We start from the raw sequence: 24,734 nt of genomic DNA on the forward strand, positions 1-24,734 counted from the left end.
ACCGCATGCTCCCATGCTAGGGGAGCCGAGCGAGGGGAACATTTGTCCAATACACCGGCGCGCACCGGCGGCGACAGTGGGCTCATGACCATTCCGGACGGCACTACGGAAAGTTCGACCCTGGCCCTGGACGACGGCGACGTCTACGTGTGCCAGGACGGCCCCCACGATGCCCCCGCACTCGTCCTCATCCACGGGTCCGCCTCCTCGGCACGCTCGTGGGACGCGCTGGTTCCGATGCTGACCGGATCCCATCGCGTCATCCGGATCGACCTGCTCGGGCACGGCCGATCGGCCAAACCGGACGGCCACAGCTACGCGACCCCGGACCAGGCACGCCGGGTCGGACAGGCACTGGACCGGCTCGGCGTCAAGCACGCCATATTCGTCGGCCATTCCAGCGGCGGCGTGGTCGCCACCGCCCTCGCCGAGCAACGACCCGATCTGGTGACCGCGCTCGTGCTCATCAACACCGGACCCAGCCTGGACGCCTTCATCGTGGCGGGGTCCGCCGCCATCGACCCCACGCAGTGGCCGCCGACCGACGAGCAGATCCGCCAGTTCGCGAGCACCGGTTTCAGCCGCGCCGGCTACCAGATCCCGCAGCAGCTCCTGGACGAGGTGCGCGCCATGACCTACCACACGCTCACCATGACGATGCAGGCCACAAGCGGCTACCTGAAGCAGCAGGCGCTCCCGGAGCGGCTGGCGGTCCTCGGCAAGCCGCTGCTGGTGATCTTCGGCGAGGACGACCGGAGGTGGCGCTCCTCGTCCGCCGCCGATTACCGCGCCGTTTCCGGCGCGAGGGTCGAGCTGCTGCCCGGTCTCGGACACTCACCCATCCTGGAGGATCCGCAGCGGACCGCCACACCCCTGCTGGCCTTCGCCGAGATCCACACCGCCTCTTCGACAGAACGATGACCACCACCACCGACCTCGCTCAGACGATCGAGCAACCGGATGCCGATTCCGCGGCGAGACAGAGCATGACACCGCTGCTCCGCCCTCATCTGCGGAGTTTCGCGGCTGTGGTGATCCTCCAGGTCATCGGCGCGCTCGCGGGTCTGGCCCCGCTGCTGGCGGTCGTCGAACTGGGCCGTACCCTGCTGTCGCCCGGCCCGATCGACCACGCTCACGTCTGGACCGTGGTGATCGCGGGTGCGGCCGGCCTGCTCGTCCGGCTGCTGTTCACCGCCGCGTCGTCGGGAATCGGACATGTTCTCGACAGCCGGGTGCAACTGACGTTCCGCCGGCGGCTGGCCGCGTCGCTGGGACGCGTCCCGATCGGCTGGTTCTCCCGGCGCCACACCGGCGAGCTGGCCAAGGTGGTGGGCGAGGACGTGAGCGCCGTGCACCCGTTCATCGCCCACGCCCCCGGCGAGCTCGTCGCCGCGTTCGTGGTGCCGCTGGTGTCGCTGATCTACTTGTTCACCGTCGACTGGCGGCTCACGCTGATCACGCTGATCCCGGTGGTGCTGGCGATAGCGCTGGTCCCGCTGCTGATGCTGCCCGCCAGGACGCGCGAGCAGGAGGCCTACGACGCGGCCATGGGACGGATCGCCAGTTCCGTCGTCGAGTTCGTGCAAGGCATCTCGGTGGTCAAGGCGTTCGGCGGAGGCGAGCGCGCCCACCGCACGTTCCTGACGGCCGCCGACGACTTCGTCAGCATCTTCTCCCGCTGGGTGCGCGGCATGTCCGTGATCGCCGCCGGGATGCAGCTGGCGCTGTCGCCGCCGTTCGTGCTGCTCATCGTGCTGATCGGTGGCGCGGCGCTGATCACGTCCGGTGGCCTGGCCCCGGCGGATCTGCTGCCGTTCCTGCTGCTCGGGCTGGGACTGACCGCTCCGGTGGCGGCGCTCGGCCACGGCTTCGACGATCTGCAGAGCGCCGGCCGCGCGGTCGGCCGGATCAAAGACGTGCTCGCGGTCCGGCCACTGCCCGAGCCCGCCCACCCGCGTCCGCCGCAGGGGCACCGGGTGGAACTGCGTGACGTCCGCTTCGCCTACGACGCCGACCACGAGGTGCTGCGCGGCATCGACCTGGTGCTGGAGCCGGGGACGGTCACCGCGGTCGTCGGGCCGTCGGGAAGCGGCAAGTCCACGCTGGTCCAGCTGCTGCCGCGGTTCTTCGACCCCACCCACGGCTCGGTTCTTCTTGGCGGCGTCGATCTGCGCGAGATCGGCAGCCGGGAGCTGTATCGGCAGGTGTCCTTCGTCTTCCAGGACGTCCATCTGCTGCGTGTCTCGGTCGCCGACAACATCGCGCTGGCGGTGCCGCGGGCCGGCCGCGACGACGTGGTCCGCGCCGCCCAGCTGGCCGGCATCCACGACCGCATCCTCCAGCTGCCGCGCGGATACGACACGGTGCTCGGTGAAGAGGCCAAGCTGTCCGGAGGCGAGGCGCAGCGGATCTCGATCGCCCGCGCGCTGCTGGCCGACGCGCCCGTTCTGGTGCTGGACGAGGCGACCTCCTTCGCCGACCCGCAGACCGAACAGGCGGTCCGCCGGGCCCTGGCGACGCTGAGCGGTGACCGCACGATCGTCGTCATCGCCCACCGGTTGGAGACGGTCGCCGACGCCGACACCGTCGTGGTGCTGGAGAACGGAGCGATCGTCGAACGCGGCAGGCCCGCCGACCTGCTGACACGAGGCGGAAGGTTCGCCGCGTTCTGGCGATCCCACCGATCCGCCGAGATCGAAACCCACGGTGGCGTACTGCGAGGAGACGAGCCCCGATGATCCGAATGCTGCTGCGCGTGCTCGGAGACGAGTACGCCCGGGCGATGCGCCGCACCGTGATCCTGATGACGATCACCGCGGTGGTCGAAGGTTTGTCCTACGCGCTGCTGGTCCCGGTGCTGCGGGCGCTGCTCGGCAGTACGCCCGCGGACGCCGTGCCCTGGCTGGTCGCGTTCGGGGCCGCGGTCGCCCTCTACGCCGTGCTGCGCTACATCAGCGACTTGTCCGGCATGCGGGTCGGGACCACCATGTTGCGCGGCATGTATCACCGGCTCGGCGAGCACCTGGCCCGCCTCCCCCTCGGCTGGTACAACGCCGGTCGCATCGGCGAGGTGTCCGTCCTGGCCGGCCGCGGCCTCCTGCAAGCCATGGGCGTGGCCGCGCATCTGCTGGCACCGTTCATCTCCGCCCTGGTCACGCCCCTGACCATCGTGGCCGTGATGACCGCCTTCAACTGGCGGATGGGGCTGGCCGCGTTGCTCGCCGCACCCGTCGTGGCGGCGATCCAGGCCTGGACGGCACGCGCGACGGCCGCCGCCGACGCCGAGCGTCACGAACGCGACCAGGAGGCCGGCGGGCGCGTCATCGAATTCCTCCAGGCCCAGCCGGTGCTGCGGGCCGGCGGCCGGACCGGCGAACGCTTCCAGCTGCTCGATGACTCGCTGCTGGATGTCCAGCGCGCCTCCCGCCGTACCGTGCTGGCGACGCTGCCCAGCGCCGTGGGGCTGACGCTCACCGTGCAGGCGACCTTCACCGGGCTACTGGTCCTGGGCGCCCACCTCGCGCTCGGCGGGAACATCGGCGCGGCGGAGATCCTGGCGATCCTGGTGCTGGCCGCCCGCTGCGCCGACCCGCTGCTGTCGCTGTCGGACATCGGCGGCAAACTCCGCGGCGCGCGTTCGGAGCTGGCCAGACTCGAGACGGTGCTGCGCACCGAGCCGCTGCGGGAACCTCGCGAGCCGATCCAGCCTGCGCACCATGGTCTGGAGTTCGACGCCGTCACCTTCCGGCACGGCGAGCGCACGGTGTTCGACGAGGTGTCGCTCACCGTCCCCGAGGGACAGCGGCTTGCGGTCGTCGGGCCGTCGGGAGCGGGTAAGAGCACGCTGCTGCAGCTGCTGGCGCGCTTCTACGACGTGGACGCCGGCGCGGTGCGCGTGGGAGGCGTGGACGTGCGCGCGATCAGCACCGAGGCGTTGATGGCGCGGATCGCCATCGTCTTCCAGGACGTCTACCTCTTCGATGGCACCATCGAGGAGAACGTGCGCCTGGGCTGTCCCGCCGCAGGCGTTGCCGAGGTACGGGCCGCAGCGGCTGCGGCACAGCTGGACGAGGTGATCGAGCGCCTGCCCGGCGGATGGGCGACGAACGTCGGCGAGGGCGGCGCGCTGCTGTCCGGTGGGGAGCGCCAGCGGGTCTCGATCGCGCGGGCGCTGCTGAAGAACGCCCCCATCGTGCTGCTCGACGAGGTGACCTCGGCGCTGGACCCGGTCAACGAGGCGGCCGTCCACGAGGGCATCGAACGCCTGATGGCCGGCCGGACGGTGGTGATGGTGGCCCATCGCATGCGCACCGTCCAACGCGCCGACCGCGTCATCTTCCTGGACGGCGGCCGGATCGCGGAGGAAGGCAACCACGACGAACTGCTCGACCACGGCGGCCGCTACGCCGACTTCTGGAACATCTCCATGGCTCCCGCTGCGCGGGAATGAGCCGGAGCGTCGGGCGATCCGCCAGGGGCGCTCATCCATACCGCCGCCCGTCTGGTGTTCGACAACGGCACCACCCCGACGGCTGCCCGGGAGGCCGTATCTTCCGCATCGGCGACGGCTAATGTCAGCGCGGTGAACGCGGACACCGCAGACTCCGTCGCCCTCCGCAACACCCTGGCAGCCGCCGCCTCACCGCCCGGCTCGTCGAACTCCTTCACGACTGGAACCACACCCGGCCCGCCCGGCCGATCATCACCGTCTACCGGGCAGGAACCCCCGACGACCAGCTCGGCCCCGGCGTCCGCCTCACGATCACCTGGTGACCTCACCGGAGGAGACGCCGAGTACGCCGACCGCCGAGAGGGAACCGTCCTGGCCACGCGTGGCTTTGTTGGTTGAGGACGTGGCGGCGCTGCTTCTTCAGGCTCGCGCGGCCACGTCGGGTTGTCAGGTGAGTTCGAACCAGATGACGGTTCCGGTGGGGTCGCGGTGGAAGCCCCAGCGGGTGGCGAGTTCGTTGACGAGGAGGAGTCCTCGGCCGCCGGTGGCGTTCGGGTGGGGGTTTCTGGTGCAGGGGATCTGTGCGGAGCCGGGGTCCTGGACGGTGACGATGACGCCGTGCGGGAGGAAGGCCACCGTGACGACGAATTCCCGTGGCCGGTCGCCCGGTGCGGTGTCCGCGGTTCTGGCGCCTGAGGTTCCGGTGTCGGTCGCTCTGGCGTCGGTTGGTTCGGCGTCTGCCGGTTTGGTATCGATCGGCTTGGTCGAGTGTTCGACGGCGTTGGTGGCCAGCTCGCTGGTGAGAAGCATGGCGTCGTCGTGGAGCGGGTGGTCGTCGCCGAGGATCTCGGCGACGAAGTTCCGCGCGGGCCTGACCTGGTCGGGGACGGCCGTGAACCGCTGGGAGATGACGGGAGTGTGGTTCGGCGTCGTCGACCAGCCGGGTATCCGGCCCAGGTACGGCGACCACATCGTGGCGGCCGGTCCGGTGGTGTCGCCGGTTGTCGTCCGGAATCGGTCAGCGAGCACGCCGACGAGTACGGACAGCAGTCGCGCGGTCATCCCGGTCACCTCCCTTGCTCGTCTGGCTGCCTCCGGCGACCCTGATGTCCCTGACGGCCGTTCGGTGGTCGGTGCTGATCGGCTGGTCGTGCTGTTCGGGGTGGGGGTGGAAGTCCTCGATGTGCTGCATCCGTGCGGCCAGTTCGGCGGGGGTGTCGGCCTCGATCAGGCCGATACGCTGCCGACACCGGGCGGGGGAGAGGGCCCACCACTGTTCGGTGGCCTTGCCGTACCAGAGGCACCAGGCGGGAAAGCGGAGCGTCAGCGTGCGCAGCGCCTGGGGGATGCTGCCTTCTTCGCCGGGCTCGTACGGTGCTCCGGGAGATGGCGGGTTCATGCCGTCACCCCCTTCCGGTACGACTCGCGCCTGCCGGGCCGTGTACCCGGCGGCGACTCCCGCCCGTACGGCGTCACGGCCGATCGCGAGTGGCGTCCCCTGCTGAGGGGAGAACCCACGTGGGGATGGCTCGGCGGGCGCGGGGCCACGGTGGCCGGTACGGGAGGCGCGGGCAGCCGGCCGCAGAGCCCGAGACGACGCCGGGCCATCATGCGGGTACGGACCTGGGCCGGGGTGGGTTGTTCCCACAGGTGATTGGGCCGATGCGGCAGGCTGGCGGCGTCGTGCGCGTACGGGGGGTGGCCACACCAGCGACAACCGAGAGGCGAGGGCGGTTGTTCGGCATGCCAACGGACTCGGATGATCTTGACGGCTCTACTAGGGTTGAGCACAGTTCGCACCTCCAGCGTGCGGGCGAGGTTCTGCCAGACGACGCCATTCGCCTGGCAGAACCGTTTTCACGAGGTTCTGGGACTTGGTTTCCTGGGTCTTCGCGGTCCTCGGCCAAGGCAGCTTCCCCCGCGCGGGTGGGAGGTTTCCTGCTTGAAGGCCGATCTGGTCGCGGTCAGAGTGTGTAGAGGGCAGGGGTGTCTCCTGTCGCTCTCACACCTGTCGTCACTCACGAAAAGTGACGCTATGAATGCGGAGAGACACCGACATCAGTGCCGCTGATACTTTGGTGCAGGGGGAGGTCAAGCCGGTCGCTCCGGGTTACCTTGAGGCCATGGCCTACTCAGACCCGGCGGCGGAGAGTGTGGGAACCCGTGTGCGGCGCGCTCGTAAGCGTGTGGGCATCACCCAGACTGAACTGGCCCGACGTGTCGATCGCGCTCGGTCCTGGGTATCGGAGATCGAGGACGACAGCCTCCCCCTGGACTCCATCGCACTGATCAATACCGTCGCCAAGGCACTGCACGTACACCCCAACGAACTCACCGGGCGTCCCTATCGAGGTGACACCTTGGCCGAGGACCAAGGGCACGCGGGGATCGTCGATATCCGTCGCCAGCTGGAACGTTACGATCTCGACTCCGAATGGGCCGGAGCGGTACGGCCGCTGCTTGAACTCCGCACCGCGATCGAGCAGATGCATGAACTACGAAGAGGGGCGCGCTACGGAGAGTTGGCCGAAAGTGTTCCAGACCTGATCGCCGAGACTCAGGCGGCGACCCATCTTTATCCCCCGTCCGACCGGCGCACGGCCTTTGGCCTGCTCTCGACCGCCTACCGTGCAGCCAACTCGGTCGCCTACAACCTCGGCTACGCCGACCTCTCCGTGCTCGCCATCGGCCGGATTCGCTGGGCGGGAGAACGCGCGGACGACATTTACAACGAAGCCATATTCGCTTACCTGCGGAGTAGGAACCTGTGGGCCAGCGCCTCATGGGACGACGCGCTCGCGGTGCTCGCCAAGGCGTGCGCGGGTATCGAAGACGAGTACACCGCGGGTCACCCGGAGGCGCTGGCCGTCTGGGGCGGACTCCAGTTGAGGGCCGCGATCACGGCTGCCCGTAAGAACGACGCCGATGAAGCCTGGTCACGTCACCGGCTGGCGGCTGAGGCGGTCACTCGGCTCGGAGATCGCCAGCGCACCAACTACTACGAACTGTCCACCAACCAGCCCAACATCGACATCCACGGCGTCGCCATCGCCGTCGAACTCGGTGACGGACCACAGGCCGTACGGCGAGCGCAGTCAGTCCACCTTCCCAAAGGCATTCAGGCCAGTCGGGTCGGCTACCACCATCTCGACTACGCCCGAGGGCTGCTCTGGTGCGGCAGGCACGACGACGCCCTGGCTGAACTCGAACGCGCGGAGGAGGTTGCCCCAATGCTTGTCCGCAACCACCCGATGGCGCAGCAGGCCGTACGGACGTTGCTGGGCTCGGAACGCTACGGCTACGGGGAACGCCTCCGCCGCCTCGGCACACGGATGCAGGTCTTCTGACGGTTCTCTGGGGGATTTGGGATCGATTAGGTCTGTCGCTTATTTCCCCAGGTAGGGGGCGAATTCCCGGCTGTGAGGCGGCGGGGATATCAGCGTCGCTGATACTTTGGCGGGGAGGGGAGCCAAGGGCTTTCTCGCGGGTTACCTTGAGCTCATGGCCTCCTTGGACCCGGCGGCGGAGAGTGTGGGGACGCGCGTACGACGTGCTCGTAAGCGCCTGGGCATCACCCAGACAGAATTAGCGCGGCGCGTTGACCGCGCCCAGTCCTGGGTGTCGGCGATCGAGAACGACAGCCTGCCCCTGGATTCCATCGCGCTGATCAGCATTCTTGCCAAGGCACTGCGTATGCATCCCAACGAGCTGACCGCACGTTCTCACCGGAGCGACAATCCGCATGAGGATCGGGTGCATGCGGCGATCCCGGAGATTCGTCGTCAGCTGGAACGTTACGACCTCGACTCTGAATGGGCTGGAGTGGTGCGGCCGTTGCCGGAGCTACGCGCCGCGACCGAGCACGCCTGTTGGTTGCGGGTGGAAGCACGTTACGCGGAGCTGGCCGAGGGGTTGCCGACGCTACTCTCCGAGCTGCAGGCGGCAACCCATCTGTATTCAGAACCTGACCGGAGCGCCGCTTTCGGGTTGCTCGCGTTCGTCTACCGGGCTGCGGACTCGGTCGTCTGCGGCCTGGGGTACGCCGACCTCTCCCTCGTTGCCGTCGATCGGATCCGCTGGGCTGCTGAGCACTCGGGAGACCCGTATCACGTGGCGATAGCCGGGTCTCGACGCACGCGGAACATGTGGTCCAGCGCTTCGTGGCACGACACACTCACCGTGATCGACTCGGCCTGCGCGGGCATCGAGGACGAGTATGTCGCGGGCCGCCCGGAGGCGCTGGCCGTCTGGGGCGGGCTCCAACTGAGGGCCGCGATCGCCGCGGCTCGTAAGAGCAAGGTAGATGAGGCGTGGACGCGATACCGCCTCGCTTCCGAGGCGGTCACCCGGCTTGGAGCTGGTCAGCGCACCAACTACTACGATTTGTGTACCAGCCAGACCAACGTTGATATCTACGGGGTCGCGGTCGCCGTCGAACTTGGGGACGGGCCTCAGGCCGTACGTAGGGGAGAGATGGTCTGGTTGCCGAAGGGCCTGCAGGCCAACCGCGTCGGACGCCACCATCTCGACTACGCCAGGGGGCTGCTCTGGTGCGGCCAGCGCGAGGCGGCCATGGCCGAGCTGGAGCACGCCGAGAAGGCGGCCCCCCTACTCATTCGCAACCACCCCATGGCTCGTCAGGCCGTACGAACCCTGCTGGACCTGGAGCGCTACGGCTACCGAGAGCGGATCCGCCGCCTCAGCGCACGCATGCAGGTTCTCTGACAGACTCAGCGCTCGGGCCTGCATACGTGGTGTGCAAGTGTCAGAGCCGAGGCCCAAGCTGGCTGGCCCCAGGGGGAGTGCCCTGCGACTCTCTTGGTATTCCCAGACGTTTTACACCACGTCCTTGTACGCAGGTACTACGTGTGACCCGTGGCCACTGGCTGATCCCCGCTCGCCCATGTGACTCGCAATGATCGCCGGTGGGCATACTCGTTTCCACATCGGCCTCCGACCTGCAATGTCATGCTCTTCGGCCGGGGTGCTGGCTACTGATGAATCGTCCGAATTTGGGTTGGGACTTGGTCTATTGAGATGTGATGCGGTTTTTGTCGTTCGCGCATGGCATGATGCCGATCATGGCGCCACAATTCGGACATATCGATGGTCACCCTGTTGGGACTTCATACGTGAGCAGGGCTCGGCTTCACGGGGCTGGCCTGCATAGCCAGTTGCGGGCAGGTATCTCGGGCACTGCAGGTGAGGGCGCAGACGCGATCGTGCTCTCAGCAGGTGGTTACTCGGATGATGAGGATTACGGTGACATTATCATCTATACCGGTCATGGCGGACGTGATTCTGAGTCGAAGAGGCAGGTGAGAGATCAAAATCTTGCCGACCGAGGAAACGCTGCACTTGCGCGCAACGAGCTTGAAGGACTCTATGTGCGCGTTATTCGTGGAGCCGACAAGGGGTCGCAGTACGCGCCGAACACCGGTTACCGGTATGACGGATTATATCGGGTTGAATCTCATTCTGCCAAAATTGGCATTGATGGTTTTCTGGTATGGCAGTTCCGGCTTGAGAAGCTGATTGACAGTGAAGTTCTTGCGGAACAAGATGCTGTCGTCGAGTTGCCAGAAGATAATAAGATTGGCTCATCACCAGTTACTACCTCAGTTATTCAACGTATTGTGCGAAGCAGTGCAGTCGTTAGACAGGTTAAGGACTGGTATGCCCACTGCTGCCAAGTCTGTGGAAAAACCATTGAGGTTAATGGGGGCTTTTACAGTGAAGGAGCACATATTCAGGCCCTGGGCAGGCCGCACTACGGTCCGGATGTAGTGGAGAACGTTCTCTGTCTCTGCCCGAATGACCACGTAAGGTTTGACGTTGGAGCTATTTATCTTTCGGAAGATTTGCAAGTCATCAACGGGTTAAATGGAGAGGTGTCTGGCCCCCTTCGTGTACATGACGATCACCGTATTGGGTTGGGCTACGTAGCACAGCATCGCGACCGCTGGACCAAGGGAACTGCACAGACTAGGAGGCGGCCAGACTGGAGGCCATAGAACTTGCTGTGGCGGGGTTTTCCTCAATACCTAGAACTATTCCAACCTCGTCGCCATACGCGATGAGTGGTGGGAGCCGTTCGGCCACCCCGGGTGAGCCTGACGACCGGTTACCATTCCGACAACGCCGGTGAACACAGCCGGATTACCGGCCGCCGCGTCAGTCATGCCCGTACGAAGGCGAACATCGTCGAGGCCGTCAGACGGGAAATTCCCCTGATATTCGGCATCATCGACACCTTCAATGGTCGGAGTGTCGAGCAGGCCCGCGCCGAGCCGGAAGCCATGGACGTCACACGTATCGGCACTGACCGCGCGAGGGGAGTCGGGCGGGCCGCCGCCGTCACCCCTCGGGGGCGCGGTGGTGGCCGGTGCCGCGGGGCGGCGGGTGGCGGGTCCTCGGCCGGGCCTGCCCGGGGCCGCGTGCGGAAAACGGCAGCGAGGGCCACCCGTGAGTGAGCCGGATTCTGTCATGTCGATATCCGGATTTATTCCTTCCGGGCATTACGGTAATGACCATATGAATTGCTCGGCATTTGTTCGGCGTGGGGCTCCATGGAGGGCGTCAGGGATTGTTTCCGGCGGTTCGCGCTGATTTTGTGAACCGGTGGGATCGCGGTGTGCGGTGGTCGCGGACGGCCCGTCCGGTACGGGGCCGACCCTCCGGCCGGGGAAACCCCCGTCGCGCCGTCCTGGCGCCCGGCGGACGTCCGTGCCCGCCGCGCGGCGGGAGGGGGCGACCTTCTGGGTGGCCGCCGTCCGGCCGGGTTCCGCGCCGACCGAAGATCGTTCCGCTGTCGGGGCGCGACCCTCTCGTCCTCGAGGGGCCGGTGTCGCGAACCGCTACATCCGACATTCCGAGAAAGTAGTCAATGGCATGTTCTTACGCTTCTCCGCGACCTTCTTTATGTACGGAGCGGTGCTGTCGGTGTGGTGATATTGGCGAGGGAGTTTTTGACGCATGGAGGTATGTGTGAAACGCGCTGTCGTCATTGCCGTCGCCGCTATCGCCGCGGCGACGCTGGCGGCTCCGGCACAGGCCCGGCAGGTGGGTGCGGAACCCAGCCGGGAAACCGAATACGTGGTCCTCTACAAGGAGGATGTCAACGCCGCCGACGCCAGAAGTGCCATCCAGGCCGCGGGCGGGAGGATTCTCAAGGAGAACGGCGCCGTCGGTCTCGCCACCGTCGCCACGACCAACACCGGCTTCACGAGTCAGTTGGGGGGCAACGCCCTGATCGAGGGCGTCGCCCGCAACCGGTCAGTCGGCGGCGTGCCCAAGAACGCCCCGGTGAGCGACGCGGCGGTGCGCGAGGCTCTCGCGGCCAAGGCGTTGGAGAAGCCGGGCAAGGAGGAGTACGGCACCCCCTCCACCAGGCCGGGCAAGCCGGCCCCCGAGGCCGAGCCGCTGTCGGAACTCCAGTGGGACATGAAGCAGATCAACGCCACCGTCGACGGCTCGTACAAGCACGAGCAGGGCGACCCCGGCGTGCTGGTCGGCATCCTCGACACCGGCGTGGACGGCTCCCACCCCGACATCGCGCCGAACTTCAACCGCGAGCTGAGCCGCAACTTCACCGTGGACATCCCGGTCGATGCCAACGGTGACGAGGTCGACGGCCCTTGCGAGGAGGAGCCGGACCGTTCCTGCAACGACCCGGCGGACGTGGACGAGGACGGTCACGGCACGCACGTGGCGTCGTCGCTGGCCTCGCCGATCAACGGGCTGGGCATCGCGGGCGTGGCGCCCAAGGTCTCGATCGTGAACCTGCGGGTCGGCTCGGACATCGGCTACTTCTTCCTCCAGCCGAGCGTGGACGCGCTGACCTACGCGGGTGACGTCGGTATCGACGTGGCCAACATGAGCTACTACATCGACCCGTGGCTGTCCAACTGCGTCAACAACCCGGCCGACTCTCCCGCCGACCGCCTGGAGCAGACCACGATCATCAAGGCCATGCAGCGGGCGCTCGACTACGCGCACGCCAGGGGCGTGACCCTGGTCACGGCCGTCGGCAACCAGTTCAGCGACCTCAGCAGGGAGTACGCCGACACCTCAAGCCCCAACTTCGTCCGGGTGCCGGGCGAGCTGCCCTACTCGCGTACGATCTCGCCGGACTGCTCCATCATGCCGGTCGAGGGCAACCACGTGATCACGGTCTCCGCGACCGGTATCAGCGAGCGCAAGTCCTACGGTTCCAACTACGGCAACGGCTCCGTCGACCTGGCCGCCCCCGGCGGGGACAGCTACGACACGCCCACCAACACCAGCGACGTCACCAGGACGACGCTGTCGGCCTACCCCCGGTCGCTCGCCGAGGCGCGGGGTGAGCTGAACCCCGACGGCACGCCCAACGTCGCCCGCGTCGTCCGTGACTGCAAGAACGGCGTCTGCGCCTACTACCAGTACCTCCAGGGCACCTCGATGGCCTCGCCGCGCGCCGCGGGAGTGGCGGCGCTGATCGTCAGCAAGTTCGGCCACCGCGACCGGACGCACGGCGGCAAGACGCTCAACCCCGCCGTCGTGGAGACGGTGCTCAAGGCGTCCGCCACCAGGAAGGACTGCCCCACCCCCGCCGCCTACACCTACACGCGGCACCTGTCGAACGGCAACACGGTCGTCACGACGCACGTGTGCGAGGGAAACAGGCTCCGTAACGGCTTCTACGGCTACGGCATCGTGGACGCCCTGCGGGCCGTCCGCTGACCTGACCTGACCAGGGCCGCCCGTCCGGGCGCCTGACCGGGACCGGCCGTCCGGACGTCTGACCGATCAGGCGTCCGGACGCCCACCGGCCGGGCGTTCGGGCACGGTCCGGCCGGGCGCCCGGCCCCTGTTCGGGCGCCTGGTTCGCCGGGTACGGCCGCCCGGACGGCGGCCTGACCGTCGTGAAAGCGGACTGCTGCAGTTCCTCGTCGAGCGAGGCGTCCGGGTCTGTGTGCTCTGGGTAGCGCCGCCACACCTGGACCTTTTTCTCACCGGGCGTCTGGTAGGCCGCGACGAGGATGAAGGACTCCTCGTCCGGGAGGGGGAAGGTACGGGGCATGTCCGCCGCGGTGAGCGGGAAATCGATGCCGGGTGTCGATGCTGTCCTTAGCGAGTAGTTGGTAACGGTGGTCGAGGCTCCGCGCTGGACGTCGATCGTCAGCCTGCGACCAGGTCCATACGGAGGAACTCGGTGATACGGAGCAGCCTCGGTGGGCGTGCCACCTCATCGGAGAGGGCCTGGAACGCCTCGTCTTCCCCGACGAGGCGTGGGGCGGCGAGTTCCACCTCCCTCCCGTCGACCCGGAGCCACGCACCATCGGCTGCCAGGACGTTCTGCACCCAGTCCGAGCGCGATCCATACACCAGAACGAACAGGTAGCCGCCGTCGACAGGATGCGCATCGAGCGGCGTGCGGTACGTCGCGCCAGAAATGCGACCGACGTGAATCAGCACCGGCCACGTCCCGCTCGCGATCGCGCGAGGATTGAATACCCGCTTGTTCACGTGCCCCCACCACCTCGGCATCGGCATCGGCATCTCCTTCCCTCGCCCCGGCGGGGCGCGTCGTGGGTCAGACGTTCGCCGGGTTCCCAGCTGATTCCCACCCGGGAGGACTTACATTAGTAAGGCAACTTACGGGCGTAAGGCTGGCTTACAATTGTAAGGTTGTCAATCCCGCCCGCACCCTGGAGCCGTCGTGTCCCCACCACCGCTACCGCCACGGCAACCGCTCAGCAGAGGTCTAGTGCTGGAAGCCGCGATCCGGGTCGCGGATCGCGGCGGCGTGGAGGCGATCACGATGCGACGGGTGGCGCAGGAACTGGGCGTGGAGGCGATGTCGCTCTACCACCACGTACCGAACAAGGACGCGATCCTCGACGGCGTGGCCGACATGGTGTTCGCGGCGATCAAGCTACCCAGCGCCGAGTACGACGATTGGCGCGACGCGATCCGTGCGCGCGCCTCCTCCGCGCGTGCGGTCCTGTCGCAGCACAGCTGGGCTCTCGGCCTCATGGACTCCCGTCGCAACCCGGGGCCGGCGACGCTACGCCACCACGACGCCGTCCTCGGTGTCCTCCGCGAGGCGGGGTTCACGCTGCCGATGGCCGCGCACGCTGTCTCGCTCATCGACAGCTACATCAGCGGGTTCGTCCTCCAGGAGGCGAACCTGCCGATGACGACGCCGGACGATGTCGAGGAAGTGGCCGGCAGCATCCTCGAGCACCTGCCGGCGGACGAGTTGCCGTACCTCACAGAGATGATCGTCGACCACGCCCTGCGGCCGGGCTACGACCACACGAGCGAGTTCAGCTACGGCCTGGACCTGATTCTGGATGCGCTCGAAGCTCGCCGGAGGTAGAGCCCCCGACACCGCTACGTGAGACTCACCTTGCCCCTCCCCGGAAACGCTCGCAGCGGGGACTGGCGGCGTGTTCAGCGATATCCAGCGAGGAACCCCGGGCGTTCGCGCCACGCAGGGCGTGCGCGCAGACACATCAAGGACTGAAAAGCAGAAGGTCAGGTTGCCGCGAGGCTCGACCGCACTCCCCTGCCCTCCGCAGCGACCGCTGAGACGAGATCGACTCGGCGGCCTCATAGACGAGTATCTGCAGGTCGCATGACATGACCGAGTTCTCGGCGCGCACAGCCGTCGCAACAAGTTGGGACGGCGTGCACGTCAGCCGCGCCGGCCGTCGTGCTGGTGGCCCGTAGTCAATGTCTTTGTATCGAAGCCTCTTGTGATCAAAAACGTGGCCAAGACCAAGCTTTGTAGGGCCAGTGGCGCGTTTATGGCTAGGTAGAGTGGCGTGACGACATCAGCCATACGGAACAGCACCAAGAAGCTCGCCAACATAGCTAATCCGGCCCCGATGAGTCCCCACGCGGACAACCAGCGAGGGACAAATCTCGACCGATATAGAATACCGAAAAATAGGAGATCTCCGAGGGTCAGCGAGATGATCAAAGCGACATGATTAACCAAGTCGCGCGCCGTCCGCAGCAACTCACCCAAGGCCTCCAGGTGGGATGTGCCTGAAGCGCCGGCTTGGGCGAACTCCTGACCCAGCACAAGAAACAAAGGCAAGAAAATCATGCCTATGAAATGGAACATCGCTGCGATCAGTCTAAATCCAAGGAAACCCAGACTGAGCGCTTCATTCTCCATCCTCAATGCCGGATACAGGAACAGCGCAAACCCGACATAGGCGGGGATCATGATGAACTGAGAAACTGCGCCGACGATGACCTGGCTCTCATGTGCAGAAATGAGATTGAGATAGTGTGGTTCCTCGAGGGCGGGAACAACACTCAGCACGCCGGCGATCATGCCCACGATGACTAACGCGCCCGCAATTGCGGTTGCCTGCCTGCTTGTATTCATAACACTTTTCCCATATGTCGGCGCGGGCCAGCCGCCCTTTCTTACACCTGTAAGGATGTTGCCGACTCTACCCTTACACGTGTAAGGCCACAAGGGTTCTGCTGCAGAAAGAGGTCCGGGTGCCCGGAACGTCGACACCCCGCCCACCGCTCAGCCGGCCTGAAGGCAGTTGGTCCGCGTCGAGTCCATCGCGTCGGGCGATGAGCAGCCCCAGCTCGTATCGGCTTACCGCATCGGCTCCAGCGACATGATGGATGCCGTGATGCCAAGCTCAAGCGGGCCTTGACCTCCCCTCCGGGCGGAGGGGTGCTTCCTTCATTCGTATGAGTGCCAAAATCATCTCTGGTGGGGAGTTTCTGGACAGCGAGCCTCCCTAGCGTGGCCGTTATGAATTGCGCATTGCTCAGACGGGGCGTGGCCTCTGCGGTGGCGGTCGGCCTTCTGCTCACCGGGCCCGCCGTACAGGCCATGTCAAAGCCCGTCACTGTGGCCCTGCCCCAGCCGACAGGTCCACGCGAGATCGGTACTGTCGCGCTGCACCTGCGTGACGGCTCCAGGGCCGACCCGTGAATCAAGGCACATGACCGGCGTGAGCTGATGATCAGCCTGTGGTACCCCGCCCGTCGTCCGGACGGCCACTCCGCTGCGCCTTGGCTGCCGCCTCGCGCCGCCGAGGCCTTCTATCGCAACAGCAGCCTCTCGCCTGCGGCTGTCAGCCTGCCTTTGACCCATGGCCGCGAAGGGGCCCCTGTGGCGGGCCGAGGGCTGCCCGTCGTACTGTTCTCACCCGGCAACGGCGCCGACCGTTCCATGAACACCGCCACGGTCGAAGAACTGGCCAGCTGGGGCTACCTGGTGGTCACGATCGATCATCCGGGCGATGCCGGCGAGGTGGAGTTCCCCAACGGCACGGTCACCGGCCGTGTCCTGAAGCCGGTCCCGGTGAGCCGGCTGGACGAGAAGGCCGAAGAGATCAAGGTGCGGGTGGCCGACACGCGATTCGTGCTGGACCGGCTCAAGGAGCTGAACAAGGGGCAGAACCCCGATGTTGAAGGCCGGAAGCTGCCGGAGGGGCTGCGTGGCGCGTTCGACCTGAGCAAGGTCGGCATGTTCGGCCATTCCGCGGGAGGAGCGACGGCCGCCGCGACGATGCTGGAGGATCGGCGGGTCAAGGCGGTTTTGAACCTGGACGGACCCGCCCTCGGCAAGGTGGCCGCCAAAGGATTGGCCAAGCCGTACATGCTCATGGAGGCCGAGATCTTCGACAAGCCCATCCGCGGGCAGAAGGCCTTCTGGTCCCGGCTGAAGGGCTGGCGGCTGCACGTGAAGACCAAGGGCGTCAAGCACAATTCCTATACCGACCTGCCGCTGCTGTACGAGCAGGCGGCGCCGGTGATCGGCCTGTCAAAGGAGCAGTTGCGAGCGGTAAACGGCACACTGTCGGCGGCGCGTTCCGTGGCCGTCACCCGCGCCTACACCATGGCCTTCCTCGATCTGCATCTACGGCGCAAAGGCGACCTGCTCGACAGGCGTTCCTCACGGTTTCCCGAGGTGCAGGTGATCGCCCGTTAGGGCTCACGCGACCAGATGAAGCCGCTCTCGTAGGCGTAAATGGTGGCATGCAGCCTGTCGCGGACCTGGAGTGTCGTGACTCGCTTGATGCTTGACGCAATGGCATCGGATGATGCTTGACACTCCTAGCTGGTCTTTCGCTGTTTAGTATGCGCTTTGGACTTGATCCGGGTGACCTCCTGGGTGGTGGTTCGCGAGACGACGCGGATCGGCTCGCCGTCGGCGTGGATGGTGAGGTGGGTGTCATCGACGGTCACGTCCAAAATCTTGCGGGCGTGCACCCGGCCGACCTGGACCTTCTGGCCGACGACCATGATGGTGCCGCGAATGGAGACCGTGCGCTGGACAGCTGCCGGGCTACACCACGCTGGACGAGCTGGTGAAGAAGATCCGCACCGAGGTCAACCGCGGGTTCTTCACGCTGGTGTCCGGTCGGGTGGACGCGGCGGCGCGGGCGCGGCTGGGCAGGCTGCTGGTGGTCGACCCGGTCACGCGGCGCAGCGAGTACGACGGGTTGAAGGACGTCGCGCAGGCGGCGTCGCTCGGCAAGTTCAAGGGCCGCCTGTCGTTCCTGCGGGACCTGGACGCGCTCGGCCCTACCGAGGTGTGGCTGGAGGGCGTCCCGCCGGGAAAGATCGCGCACTTCGCGGGCGAGGCGCGCGTGACCGATGTCGCCGATCTGCGCAAGGTGCTGGACGAGGACAAGCGGCTCGTGCTGATCGTGAGCCTGCTGCACACGGCGCGGACCGGGGTCCGGGACGACGTGGTGACGATGTTCTGCAAGCGGATCGCGGCGATTCACCGCAAGGGCCGCGACCAGCTCGACAAGCTCCGGGAGACCCACCGCGCCGAGTCCGAGCGGCTGCTGGGGGTGTTCGGCGACGTCCTGAACGGCGTCCGCGAGGCGTTCGTTCCTGGCGGGACTGCGCCCTTCGGACTGCCAGCCGCCGAAGCCGCGGACCAGCAGCCCGCCGCCGGGGAGCAGGACGTGGCCGAGCGCGCGGGACGGCTGGTACTGAAGGCGCTGGAACAGGCCGGCGGCCTGGATGCCCTGGCCGCCGCGCACCAGGCCGTGTCCGCCCACCACGGCAACAACTACCTGCCGCTGCTGGAACAGCACTACGGCTCGCACCGCTCTGCGCTGTTCACGCTGGTCGAATCGATCGACCTGGAGTCGACCAACGCCGACCGCGCCGTCCTGGACGCGGTGGAGTACCTGAAGGCCCAACGCCACGCCCGGGCGGTGTTCGTCCCCGAGCGGATCGAGGTGGAACGCGAAGGGGCCGACGGGACGCCGGGCACGGTGGTCCTGTCGGTCGACGTGGACGCCTTCGCCTCGGCGCTGTGGCGGAAGATCCTCAAGGACCCGGCCACAATCGCAAGCGGTGAGGTGATCAGCTACCGTACTCTCGGCGAACTGTTGCGAGGTGCCTTGCGGTCGCGAGGAGAATCGGGAAGCCGGTGTGATTCCGGCACGGGCCCGCCGCGGTGACCGGGAAGCCGCCGTCCACGTGCGAAGCACAGCCACTGGCTCGTAAGGGCTGGGAAGGCGGGCGGTCAGGCGTTGATCCGGGAGTCCGAAGACCGGCCTCGCGCCCATCGCCCCGCCAGGGGCACGACGCAGCGGGAGCCTGCCCATGAACAGCCAGCTTTACGATGTCATTCACCGCCGCCGCGACGTGCGAGGCCAGTTCACCGGCGGACCCGTGCCGGACGAGGTGCTGCACCGCGTGCTGTCGGCGGCTCACGCCGCCCCCAGCGTCGGGCTGTCCCAGCCGTGGGACTTCGTCGTGGTGCGCGACGCCGAGATCCGCGGCGCCTTCCACGACCACGTCCAGCACGAGCGGGCGACCTTCGCCGCCACCCTCGATGGCGAGGCCGCCCGGCGGTTCGCCCAGATCAAGATCGACGGGGTGCGCGAGTCGACGCTGTCCGTCGTGGTCACCTATGACCAGGACAGGGGCGGTCCCGCGGTGCTCGGCCGCCACGCCATCGCCGACGCCGGCCTGTACTCGGTGTGCCTGGCCATCCAGAACCTGTGGCTGGCCGCGACCGCCGAACGGCTCGGCATCGGCTGGGTGTCTTTCTACCGTGAGCCTTTTGTGCGGGACCTGCTCGGTATCCCCGTTCAGATCCGTCCGGTCGCGTGGCTGTGTCTCGGTCCCGTCACCCACCTCGAAGAGGCCCCTGATCTGGAACGGCACGGATGGCGGCGACGGCGCCCGCTGGCCGCCGCCATCCATCACGACCAATGGGGGACGAGCGGCCTCGGCCACCGTTAACTCACCCAACCTGACGCCACCATCGCCTCGAGCGCCCGACTGCTGGGCGCAGCCGCGCCACCATCTACAAGTACAGCCCCGAGCTCAGGACCTGCGGCGACCGCCAAGCAATTGAGATCGACGTGTCCGATAAGGAGAAACCCCAGAGTTCCCGCGAACCCAGGGTTCGAGCCCAGGCTGTTGGGGTGGTCTGGGAGGTTGTGCGCCCTTGGGTTCGCCGGAACCCAAGGCCGTCTACGGTCAGCCGTTCCCGGAGCGGCACCGGGCGGCGCCCAGGGCCCGGCGAGGCGAGGCCGCCCCGGCCCGGCGAGCAGTTGAGGCGCCTGAGCCGGTGTACGGCGCCAACCCCCGCGTGAGCAGGCGTCCTCTGCCAGGGCGGCGCCCAGCACCGGACCGAGTCATCCCCGACCGGGCCGGCACACGACTCCTCGGCTTCACCACCACCACAAAAACCTCAACGAAGAGGAAGAGGCTTCACCGATCCCGAGCCCCCTTCAACCGCCAAAGCGACGTGCTCTACAAGGAGAACACCCAGGTCCTGGAGCTATTACGACGATGGAGAGCTCAGGCAACTGTGGGGTTATTCCTTACCAGCTCGGCGACGCGCGGGTGATGCCAGTTGAGGATCGACGTGGCGGTGGTACCGCCGGTGGCCGGACTCAGGGGCACCACTACGACGCGCAGGCGGCGCCGGGGCTGAGAAACCGCGAGGTCATATTGCCAGCCTATGGCCAGCCACGAAACGAGTTCATAGCTCGGCTCTTGACCGGGGCCTTGATCGCGTCGGCCGGACTCCGGAGGCCTGCCACGTCCCGAGCCGACGAGCTGAGTCGATGGCTCGTTTTCGTTCCGATCGGCGCCGGTGGCGCCAACCACCGTGACCAGGCTCCAACATCAAGACCCAGCTCGCGGAACCGGTCATCCTCTATGGCGACGTGACAAATAGCGTCGCTGGAACCCTGACGGATAGCTCCGCGCGTCACACACAGAAGTCCAGTTCCGTGACCCTCCGGCGGATCAGCTGGTCCCCGACCGGCCTCCTGGGGGGATTGGATCGGATTTTGGCGGTAGGGCTGAAGCGGTGATGATCTACTGGGTCAGCGGGTCGGCCACAACCGCACCGTGCTGTCGAGGCTGCCGGTGGCGAGGGTTTTGCCGTCCGGGCTGAAGGCCACCGAGTAGACCCTGTCGGTGTGGCCGGTGAGGGTGGCGACGGTGTTGTGGCCGGCCACGTCCCACAACCGCACCGTGTCGTCGAGGCTGCCGGTGGCGAGGGTTTTGCCGTCCGGGCTGAAGGCCACCGAGAAGACCCAGCCGGTGTGGCCGGTGAGGGTGGCGACGGTGTTGCGGCTGGCCACGTCCCACAACCGCACCGTGTCGTCGAGGCTGCCGGTGGCGAGGGTTGTGCCGTCCGGGCTGAAGGCCACCGAGTGGACATAGCCGGTGTGGCCGGTGAGGGTGGCGACGGTGTTGCGGCCGGCCACGTCCCACAACCGCACCGTGCCTTCGAAGCTGCTGATGTCGGCGCTGCTGGTGGCGAGGGTTGTGCCGTCGGGGCTGAAGGCCACCGGGGAGACATTGTCGGTGTGGCCGGTGAGGGTGGCGATGGTTTTGCGGCTGGCCACGTCCCACAACCGCACTGTGTCGTCGAGGCTGCCGGTGGCAAGGGTTGTGCCGTCCGGGCTGAAGGCCACCGAGGAGACATCGTCGGTGTGGCCGGTGAGGGTGGCGATGGTTTTGCGGCTGGCCACGTCCCACAACCGCACTGTGTCGTCGAGGCTGCCGGTGGCAAGGGTTGTGCCGTCCGGGCTGAAGGCCACCGAGGAGACATCGTCGGTGTGGCCGGTGAGGGTGGCGACGGTGTTGTGGCTGGCCACGTCCCACAACCGCACCGTGCTGTAGCGGCCGCCGGTGGCGAGGGTTGTGCCGTCCGGGCTGAAGGCCACCGAGTAGACCCAGCTGGTGTGGCCGGTGAGGGTGGCGCTCGGCGCGAGGTTGGCGGCGCTCGGTGTGGGGGCGGGGGTGCGGGTGAGGGCGATCGTGGTCGGTACGCCGACCGCTGCCAGGGCGCCGAGCCCGCCCAGGAGCAGGGTGCGGCGAGACAGCGATCGGCGCTGCCGCGGCGGGGGCGTAGTCACACCCGTAGGTGTAGAAGATCAGGCTTGAGACTGACTTGGAGGCCTCTGCGTCGCCTTCTGCCTGCCCGGGCCGAGCAGCTCGCCGACGGCGAACGGCTTCGCAGCGCGGCCGCGCCGGGCGGGTCCGGCATTACCGCCCAGACCTCGATGCGCGCCCCGGAAAACCCGGCCTTACCGATTGGTAATTTGCGGGAATAATGATTCCCGGGAGTTGGGATTTCCCGCCGATTCCGGTGTTCCGCTTGCCGATGTCAGGGAACCCCGACACGCGGAGGAGCGGATGAGCTACCAGAGCGACGACGGCGAGCACGAGGGATGGGATGCCGCGGAGTTCCCCGGCGGGTGGTTCTCGGTCGGCACCACGGCCACCGGCGCGTGGGTGCATCAGTGTGGCGTGATCACCTGACCCCGGAGACCCTGGCCGCGGTCCGCGCGGCCGCCCAGGCGGTCGCCGCCGCCGAGGCCCGCCTGAACGCCGCGGTGCGCGCGGCGCGCGGCGACGGCCGCTCCTGGGCCGACATCGGCACCGCGGCCGGCATCACCCGCCAGTCCGCCCACGAGCGGTGGGCCAAGCTCTCCGGCCCGGCCCGGCCCGGCCCGCGCGTTCGCGACCGGCGACCGCGTGCGGCTCCCGGTCGGACAGCAGGTGACCTACACCGACGAGGACCTGGCCGACGAGGGCGAGGACGCCACGGTGCGCTTCAGCGTCGCGCGCGGCGCGGTCGGCCGGGTCGTGAAGGTCCGCGAATACCCGACCCCCTTGCCGTACGTGGTCCTGACCGACGACGGCCGGGAGTTCGGGGTGGCCGAGCACGACATCGAACGCGCCGCCGTCTGAGGGAGACGCTGTGACCATCCGCTACACCGCCGTCCAGATCCGCGCCATGGTCGGGCACGTCGAGAGCTGCGAGGTCTGCGGCGACGACCCGGAGATCAGCGCGGGCCTGTACGACGAGGGCCTGGACGTCGAGAAGCTGGCCGACTTCATCGCCACCGGCCACGACCCGGCATGGCTGGCCCTGCTGACGGGCACGGCCCGATGAAGCAGCCGCCGGACTGGGATTGAGACACCCTCTAGGTCTAGAGGCCGGCCCCTCTAGACCTAGAGGCACCCCTAGAGGCCGATCCATGCCCTGACCTGTGCTCTAGCGCCTAGAGGGCACGGTGGCCACGCCGTACAGGGCGTCGGGGCGGTGTCTTCCGGAGCCGAGCCCTCACTTCAGCGGGCTCTGACCGCCTGGCCCTTTCGCATTCGACCAGCTCACCGCCACAACGAGAAACAAGATCTTTCTCACCGCCAACGACTGTCCCGCTGTTCCTCGACCCCGGAACAGGCAAGCCGCTGCGTCTAGAAGCCGCTGCCGACGTCGGCCCGGACGGCGGAGGCCCAGTGGCCTGCGACCACGTATCCAACCGGCCCGAGACGGTCCGTTGTGCCCGTGGCCGCTTGCGGCCACCCGCACGCCCTTGCCAGTAGTGGGGCACGGCCGGATACTCAAGGCCGCTGACGAGCTTCGCGACGGATCCTCCTACGAAATGGGACGTGATCGCATGCCCGATGAAAGCACCAGCCAGGACCAAGCCAGAGCCGAGGCCGACGCCCTCGCCGCTTGGCAGGCCATCCCGTACTCCGTCTCCCACGAGGAGGCGCAGCGGATCTCCCAGGAGTATCTGGACAAGGCCCGCAAGGAATCCGAGGAGCAGACCAGCCGGCTCCCCCAAGCCGACCAAGACAGGGCTCGCCAGATAGAGACGCAGCTGAACGCCAACGGTAGGGCGGTGTACGCCAACGCGAGATGGTGGGGCTTTGAGATCGTCCTCAACGCCGCAGCCGCCCAAGCCGCCGCCGAGATCTCGGAGATGGTAGGGGAGATCGTGGCCAGGGCCATCCGTCCCAGGACGCTCGGCCGGTTGATCGAGCTCTCCTTCCAGATCCGTTCTCTTATCATCCAGATCGTCGGCAGGGACCACGGTTGTCGGCTGGTGTCGCCCTGGTTCGCCCCGGGGATGCTCCTCCCCATCTCTCTGGCCCCCAGGCAGGACACCTCGCTGTGGTGGACGGCCATGAACACCTCCCACAACTGGAGCGAGAACGAGAGGTTCCCCGGCCACCTGTCCAGGTCCAATCCGGCGCTGGCGGAGTTCCGCGGCCGGCTGTACGCCGTGCACCGCGGGGACCGGGACGAATCGCTCTGGTGGACCGCCTACGACCCCGGCAGCAATGAGGGCTGGAGCGACAATGTCGCCTTCCCCGCCCATCGCAGCGCCGACGGCCCTGCCCTGGCCGTTTACAACAACTTCCTGTACTGCGTGCACCGCGGCGGCGGCAACGACAGGAGCCTGTGGTGGACCCGCTTCGACGGCAACCGCTGGAGCCCCGACACCCGCATGAACGGCGCGTCCAGCCGAGGCCCGGCCCTGGCGACCTTCAACGGCATGCTGTACTGCGCTTACCGGGACGCCAACAGCGATCAGATGTGGTGGACCCGCTTCAACGGCACCAGCTGGAGCAACGACCAGCCGTTCGGCAGCCACTTCACGGCCTCCAACCCCGCTCTGGCCGTCTACGCCGGCGTGCTGTATTGCGTGTTCCGCGGCGGCGGCTCTGACCACTTCCTGTGGTGGACCAGTTTCGACGGCACGCGCTGGAGCACCGCCCGCCGGCTGCCCGCCCACCGGAGTGCGGAGGGCCCTGCCCTGGCCGTCTTCAACAACAGGCTGTACTGCGTGCACCGCGGCTCCGGCGACCAGAGCCTGTGGTGGACCAGCTTCAACTCAGCCGACTGGAGCCCCGACACCCGGCTGCCCGACCACCTGAGCGCCCAAGGCCCCGCCATCGTCTCCTACCGCGAACCCTACGGCACCGAAGACCAGCTCTTCTGCGTCCACCGCGGTCATGGGTAGAA

22 protein-coding genes and 1 riboswitch are annotated in these 24,734 nt (G+C 67.3%); of the genes, 14 read left to right on the forward strand and 8 right to left on the reverse strand.

From position 1 onward, the window contains the following. The first annotated feature begins 84 nt into the window (after nt 1–84). Genes ABZU75_RS07075 through ABZU75_RS07085 form a run of 3 tightly spaced genes read left to right on the forward strand, consistent with a single transcriptional unit; the run spans nt 85 to nt 4,450 of the window. The gene (locus ABZU75_RS07075) at nt 85–921 is read left to right on the forward strand and encodes an alpha/beta hydrolase (RefSeq protein WP_355550381.1); all 837 of its coding nucleotides are present in this window, start codon (nt 85–87) and stop codon (nt 919–921) included. Further along, nucleotides 918–2,738, forward strand: coding sequence for an ABC transporter ATP-binding protein (locus tag ABZU75_RS07080; protein WP_355550383.1), 1,821 nt, complete (start codon nt 918–920; stop codon nt 2,736–2,738). The genes ABZU75_RS07075 and ABZU75_RS07080 overlap by 4 nt, the downstream gene beginning before the upstream one ends. Beyond that, nucleotides 2,735–4,450, forward strand: coding sequence for an ABC transporter ATP-binding protein (locus ABZU75_RS07085; protein ID WP_355550385.1), 1,716 nt, complete (start codon nt 2,735–2,737; stop codon nt 4,448–4,450). The genes ABZU75_RS07080 and ABZU75_RS07085 overlap by 4 nt, the downstream gene beginning before the upstream one ends. Before the next feature lie 447 nt (nt 4,451–4,897). On the opposite strand, the gene ABZU75_RS07090 is transcribed toward ABZU75_RS07085, so the two are convergent. Together ABZU75_RS07090 and ABZU75_RS07095 are read right to left on the reverse strand one after the other, a co-directional pair. Next, a complete protein-coding gene (locus tag ABZU75_RS07090) occupies nt 4,898–5,512 on the reverse strand; it encodes an ATP-binding protein (RefSeq protein ID WP_355550387.1) in 615 nt (204 codons plus the stop codon). Then, nucleotides 5,469–5,849 (reverse strand): hypothetical protein, encoded by a 381-nt coding sequence (locus tag ABZU75_RS07095; protein ID WP_355550389.1) that lies wholly within the window; start codon nt 5,847–5,849, stop codon nt 5,469–5,471. The genes ABZU75_RS07090 and ABZU75_RS07095 overlap by 44 nt, the downstream gene beginning before the upstream one ends. Before the next feature lie 724 nt (nt 5,850–6,573). On the opposite strand from ABZU75_RS07095, the gene ABZU75_RS07100 reads away from it, so the two are divergent. The 4 genes from ABZU75_RS07100 (at nt 6,574) to ABZU75_RS07115 (ending at nt 13,171) form a co-directional block, all read left to right on the forward strand. Continuing rightward, nucleotides 6,574–7,797 (forward strand): helix-turn-helix transcriptional regulator, encoded by a 1,224-nt coding sequence (locus tag ABZU75_RS07100; protein ID WP_355550391.1) that lies wholly within the window; start codon nt 6,574–6,576, stop codon nt 7,795–7,797. A gap of 154 nt (nt 7,798–7,951) precedes the next feature. After that, nucleotides 7,952–9,175, forward strand: coding sequence for a helix-turn-helix transcriptional regulator (locus tag ABZU75_RS07105; protein WP_355550393.1), 1,224 nt, complete (start codon nt 7,952–7,954; stop codon nt 9,173–9,175). 317 nt (nt 9,176–9,492) lie between these two features. After that, on the forward strand, nt 9,493–10,464 hold the full coding sequence (locus tag ABZU75_RS07110; protein WP_355550395.1) for a YDG/SRA domain-containing protein: 972 nt from the start codon (nt 9,493–9,495) through the stop codon (nt 10,462–10,464). Between the two features lie 973 nt (nt 10,465–11,437). Next, a complete protein-coding gene (locus ABZU75_RS07115) occupies nt 11,438–13,171 on the forward strand; it encodes a S8 family serine peptidase (protein ID WP_355550398.1) in 1,734 nt (577 codons plus the stop codon). A 438-nt stretch (nt 13,172–13,609) separates the two neighbouring features. Here ABZU75_RS07115 and ABZU75_RS07120 read toward each other — a convergent pair whose 3' ends face one another. Continuing rightward, nucleotides 13,610–13,957, reverse strand: a complete 348-nt coding sequence (locus tag ABZU75_RS07120) for a nitroreductase family deazaflavin-dependent oxidoreductase (protein WP_355550400.1) — start codon at nt 13,955–13,957, stop codon at nt 13,610–13,612. 241 nt (nt 13,958–14,198) lie between these two features. Here ABZU75_RS07120 and ABZU75_RS07125 point away from each other — a divergent pair, with 241 nt between their 5' ends. Beyond that, complete coding sequence (locus ABZU75_RS07125; RefSeq protein WP_355550402.1) at nt 14,199–14,813, forward strand: TetR/AcrR family transcriptional regulator; 615 nt, start codon at nt 14,199–14,201, stop codon at nt 14,811–14,813. 318 nt (nt 14,814–15,131) lie between these two features. Here the strand turns inward: ABZU75_RS07125 and ABZU75_RS07130 are convergent, their stop codons facing one another. Then, complete coding sequence (locus ABZU75_RS07130) at nt 15,132–15,836, reverse strand: DUF4386 domain-containing protein (protein WP_355550404.1); 705 nt, start codon at nt 15,834–15,836, stop codon at nt 15,132–15,134. A gap of 597 nt (nt 15,837–16,433) precedes the next feature. On the opposite strand from ABZU75_RS07130, the gene ABZU75_RS07135 reads away from it, so the two are divergent. Next, nucleotides 16,434–17,408 carry a lipase gene (locus ABZU75_RS07135; protein WP_355550406.1) on the forward strand — a complete coding sequence of 325 codons (975 nt, stop codon included), beginning with the start codon at nt 16,434–16,436 and terminating at the stop codon, nt 17,406–17,408. A 125-nt stretch (nt 17,409–17,533) separates the two neighbouring features. On the opposite strand, the gene ABZU75_RS07140 is transcribed toward ABZU75_RS07135, so the two are convergent. Further along, entirely contained in the window at nt 17,534–17,665 is a 132-nt protein-coding gene (locus tag ABZU75_RS07140; RefSeq protein WP_355550408.1) for a hypothetical protein, read from the reverse strand. After that, complete coding sequence (locus ABZU75_RS07145; protein WP_355550410.1) at nt 17,662–18,642, reverse strand: hypothetical protein; 981 nt, start codon at nt 18,640–18,642, stop codon at nt 17,662–17,664. Before ABZU75_RS07145 ends, ABZU75_RS07140 begins: the two co-directional genes overlap by 4 nt. 174 nt (nt 18,643–18,816) lie before the next feature. Further along, a riboswitch (cobalamin riboswitch) is annotated at nt 18,817–19,016 on the forward strand. Nucleotides 19,017–19,045: 29 nt separating this feature from the next. Here ABZU75_RS07145 and bluB point away from each other — a divergent pair. Further along, nucleotides 19,046–19,690, forward strand: a complete 645-nt coding sequence (gene bluB, locus ABZU75_RS07150) for a 5,6-dimethylbenzimidazole synthase (RefSeq protein ID WP_355550412.1) — start codon at nt 19,046–19,048, stop codon at nt 19,688–19,690. Between the two features lie 1,097 nt (nt 19,691–20,787). Here the strand turns inward: bluB and ABZU75_RS07155 are convergent. After that, nucleotides 20,788–21,828: a WD40 repeat domain-containing protein gene (locus ABZU75_RS07155; protein WP_355550415.1), complete on the reverse strand. Its 1,041-nt coding sequence runs from the start codon at nt 21,826–21,828 to the stop codon at nt 20,788–20,790. 280 nt (nt 21,829–22,108) lie between these two features. Here ABZU75_RS07155 and ABZU75_RS07160 point away from each other — a divergent pair, with 280 nt between their 5' ends. Further along, nucleotides 22,109–22,234: a hypothetical protein gene (locus ABZU75_RS07160; RefSeq protein WP_355550417.1), complete on the forward strand. Its 126-nt coding sequence runs from the start codon at nt 22,109–22,111 to the stop codon at nt 22,232–22,234. Here ABZU75_RS07160 and ABZU75_RS07165 read toward each other — a convergent pair. After that, complete coding sequence (locus ABZU75_RS07165; RefSeq protein ID WP_355550419.1) at nt 22,227–22,400, reverse strand: hypothetical protein; 174 nt, start codon at nt 22,398–22,400, stop codon at nt 22,227–22,229. The two genes, ABZU75_RS07160 and ABZU75_RS07165, sit on opposite strands and share 8 nt — an antisense overlap. 50 nt (nt 22,401–22,450) lie before the next feature. Between ABZU75_RS07165 and ABZU75_RS07170 the strand changes: the two genes are divergently transcribed. From ABZU75_RS07170 to ABZU75_RS07180, 3 genes are all read left to right on the forward strand, one after another. After that, the gene (locus ABZU75_RS07170) at nt 22,451–22,666 is read left to right on the forward strand and encodes a hypothetical protein (protein ID WP_355550421.1); all 216 of its coding nucleotides are present in this window, start codon (nt 22,451–22,453) and stop codon (nt 22,664–22,666) included. 10 nt (nt 22,667–22,676) lie between these two features. Continuing rightward, nucleotides 22,677–22,871 carry a hypothetical protein gene (locus ABZU75_RS07175; RefSeq protein ID WP_355550423.1) on the forward strand — a complete coding sequence of 65 codons (195 nt, stop codon included), beginning with the start codon at nt 22,677–22,679 and terminating at the stop codon, nt 22,869–22,871. Between the two features lie 508 nt (nt 22,872–23,379). Further along, on the forward strand, nt 23,380–24,732 hold the full coding sequence (locus ABZU75_RS07180; protein WP_355550425.1) for a hypothetical protein: 1,353 nt from the start codon (nt 23,380–23,382) through the stop codon (nt 24,730–24,732). Nucleotides 24,733–24,734: the final 2 nt, after the last annotated feature.

It is taken from the genome of Streptosporangium sp. NPDC005286 (genome assembly GCF_040607515.1).
GTDB lineage: Bacteria > Actinomycetota > Actinomycetes > Streptosporangiales > Streptosporangiaceae > Streptosporangium.

What these genes read in the sequence shown, in the direction of transcription:
- bluB (WP_355550412.1), top strand. Translation starts at nt 19,046, where the DNA reads ATGAACAGCCAGCTTTACGATGTCATTCACCGCCGCCGCGACGTGCGA.
- ABZU75_RS07085 (WP_355550385.1), top strand. Translation starts at nt 2,735, where the DNA reads ATGATCCGAATGCTGCTGCGCGTGCTCGGAGACGAGTACGCCCGGGCG.
- ABZU75_RS07075 (WP_355550381.1), top strand. Translation starts at nt 85, where the DNA reads ATGACCATTCCGGACGGCACTACGGAAAGTTCGACCCTGGCCCTGGAC.
- ABZU75_RS07160 (WP_355550417.1), top strand. Translation starts at nt 22,109, where the DNA reads ATGAGCTACCAGAGCGACGACGGCGAGCACGAGGGATGGGATGCCGCG.
- ABZU75_RS07135 (WP_355550406.1), top strand. Translation starts at nt 16,434, where the DNA reads ATGATCAGCCTGTGGTACCCCGCCCGTCGTCCGGACGGCCACTCCGCT.
- ABZU75_RS07080 (WP_355550383.1), top strand. Translation starts at nt 918, where the DNA reads ATGACCACCACCACCGACCTCGCTCAGACGATCGAGCAACCGGATGCC.
- ABZU75_RS07090 (WP_355550387.1), bottom strand. Translation starts at nt 5,512, where the DNA reads ATGACCGCGCGACTGCTGTCCGTACTCGTCGGCGTGCTCGCTGACCGA.
- ABZU75_RS07100 (WP_355550391.1), top strand. Translation starts at nt 6,574, where the DNA reads ATGGCCTACTCAGACCCGGCGGCGGAGAGTGTGGGAACCCGTGTGCGG.
- ABZU75_RS07110 (WP_355550395.1), top strand. Translation starts at nt 9,493, where the DNA reads ATGCGGTTTTTGTCGTTCGCGCATGGCATGATGCCGATCATGGCGCCA.
- ABZU75_RS07095 (WP_355550389.1), bottom strand. Translation starts at nt 5,849, where the DNA reads ATGAACCCGCCATCTCCCGGAGCACCGTACGAGCCCGGCGAAGAAGGC.
- ABZU75_RS07130 (WP_355550404.1), bottom strand. Translation starts at nt 15,836, where the DNA reads ATGAATACAAGCAGGCAGGCAACCGCAATTGCGGGCGCGTTAGTCATC.
- ABZU75_RS07105 (WP_355550393.1), top strand. Translation starts at nt 7,952, where the DNA reads ATGGCCTCCTTGGACCCGGCGGCGGAGAGTGTGGGGACGCGCGTACGA.
- ABZU75_RS07180 (WP_355550425.1), top strand. Translation starts at nt 23,380, where the DNA reads ATGCCCGATGAAAGCACCAGCCAGGACCAAGCCAGAGCCGAGGCCGAC.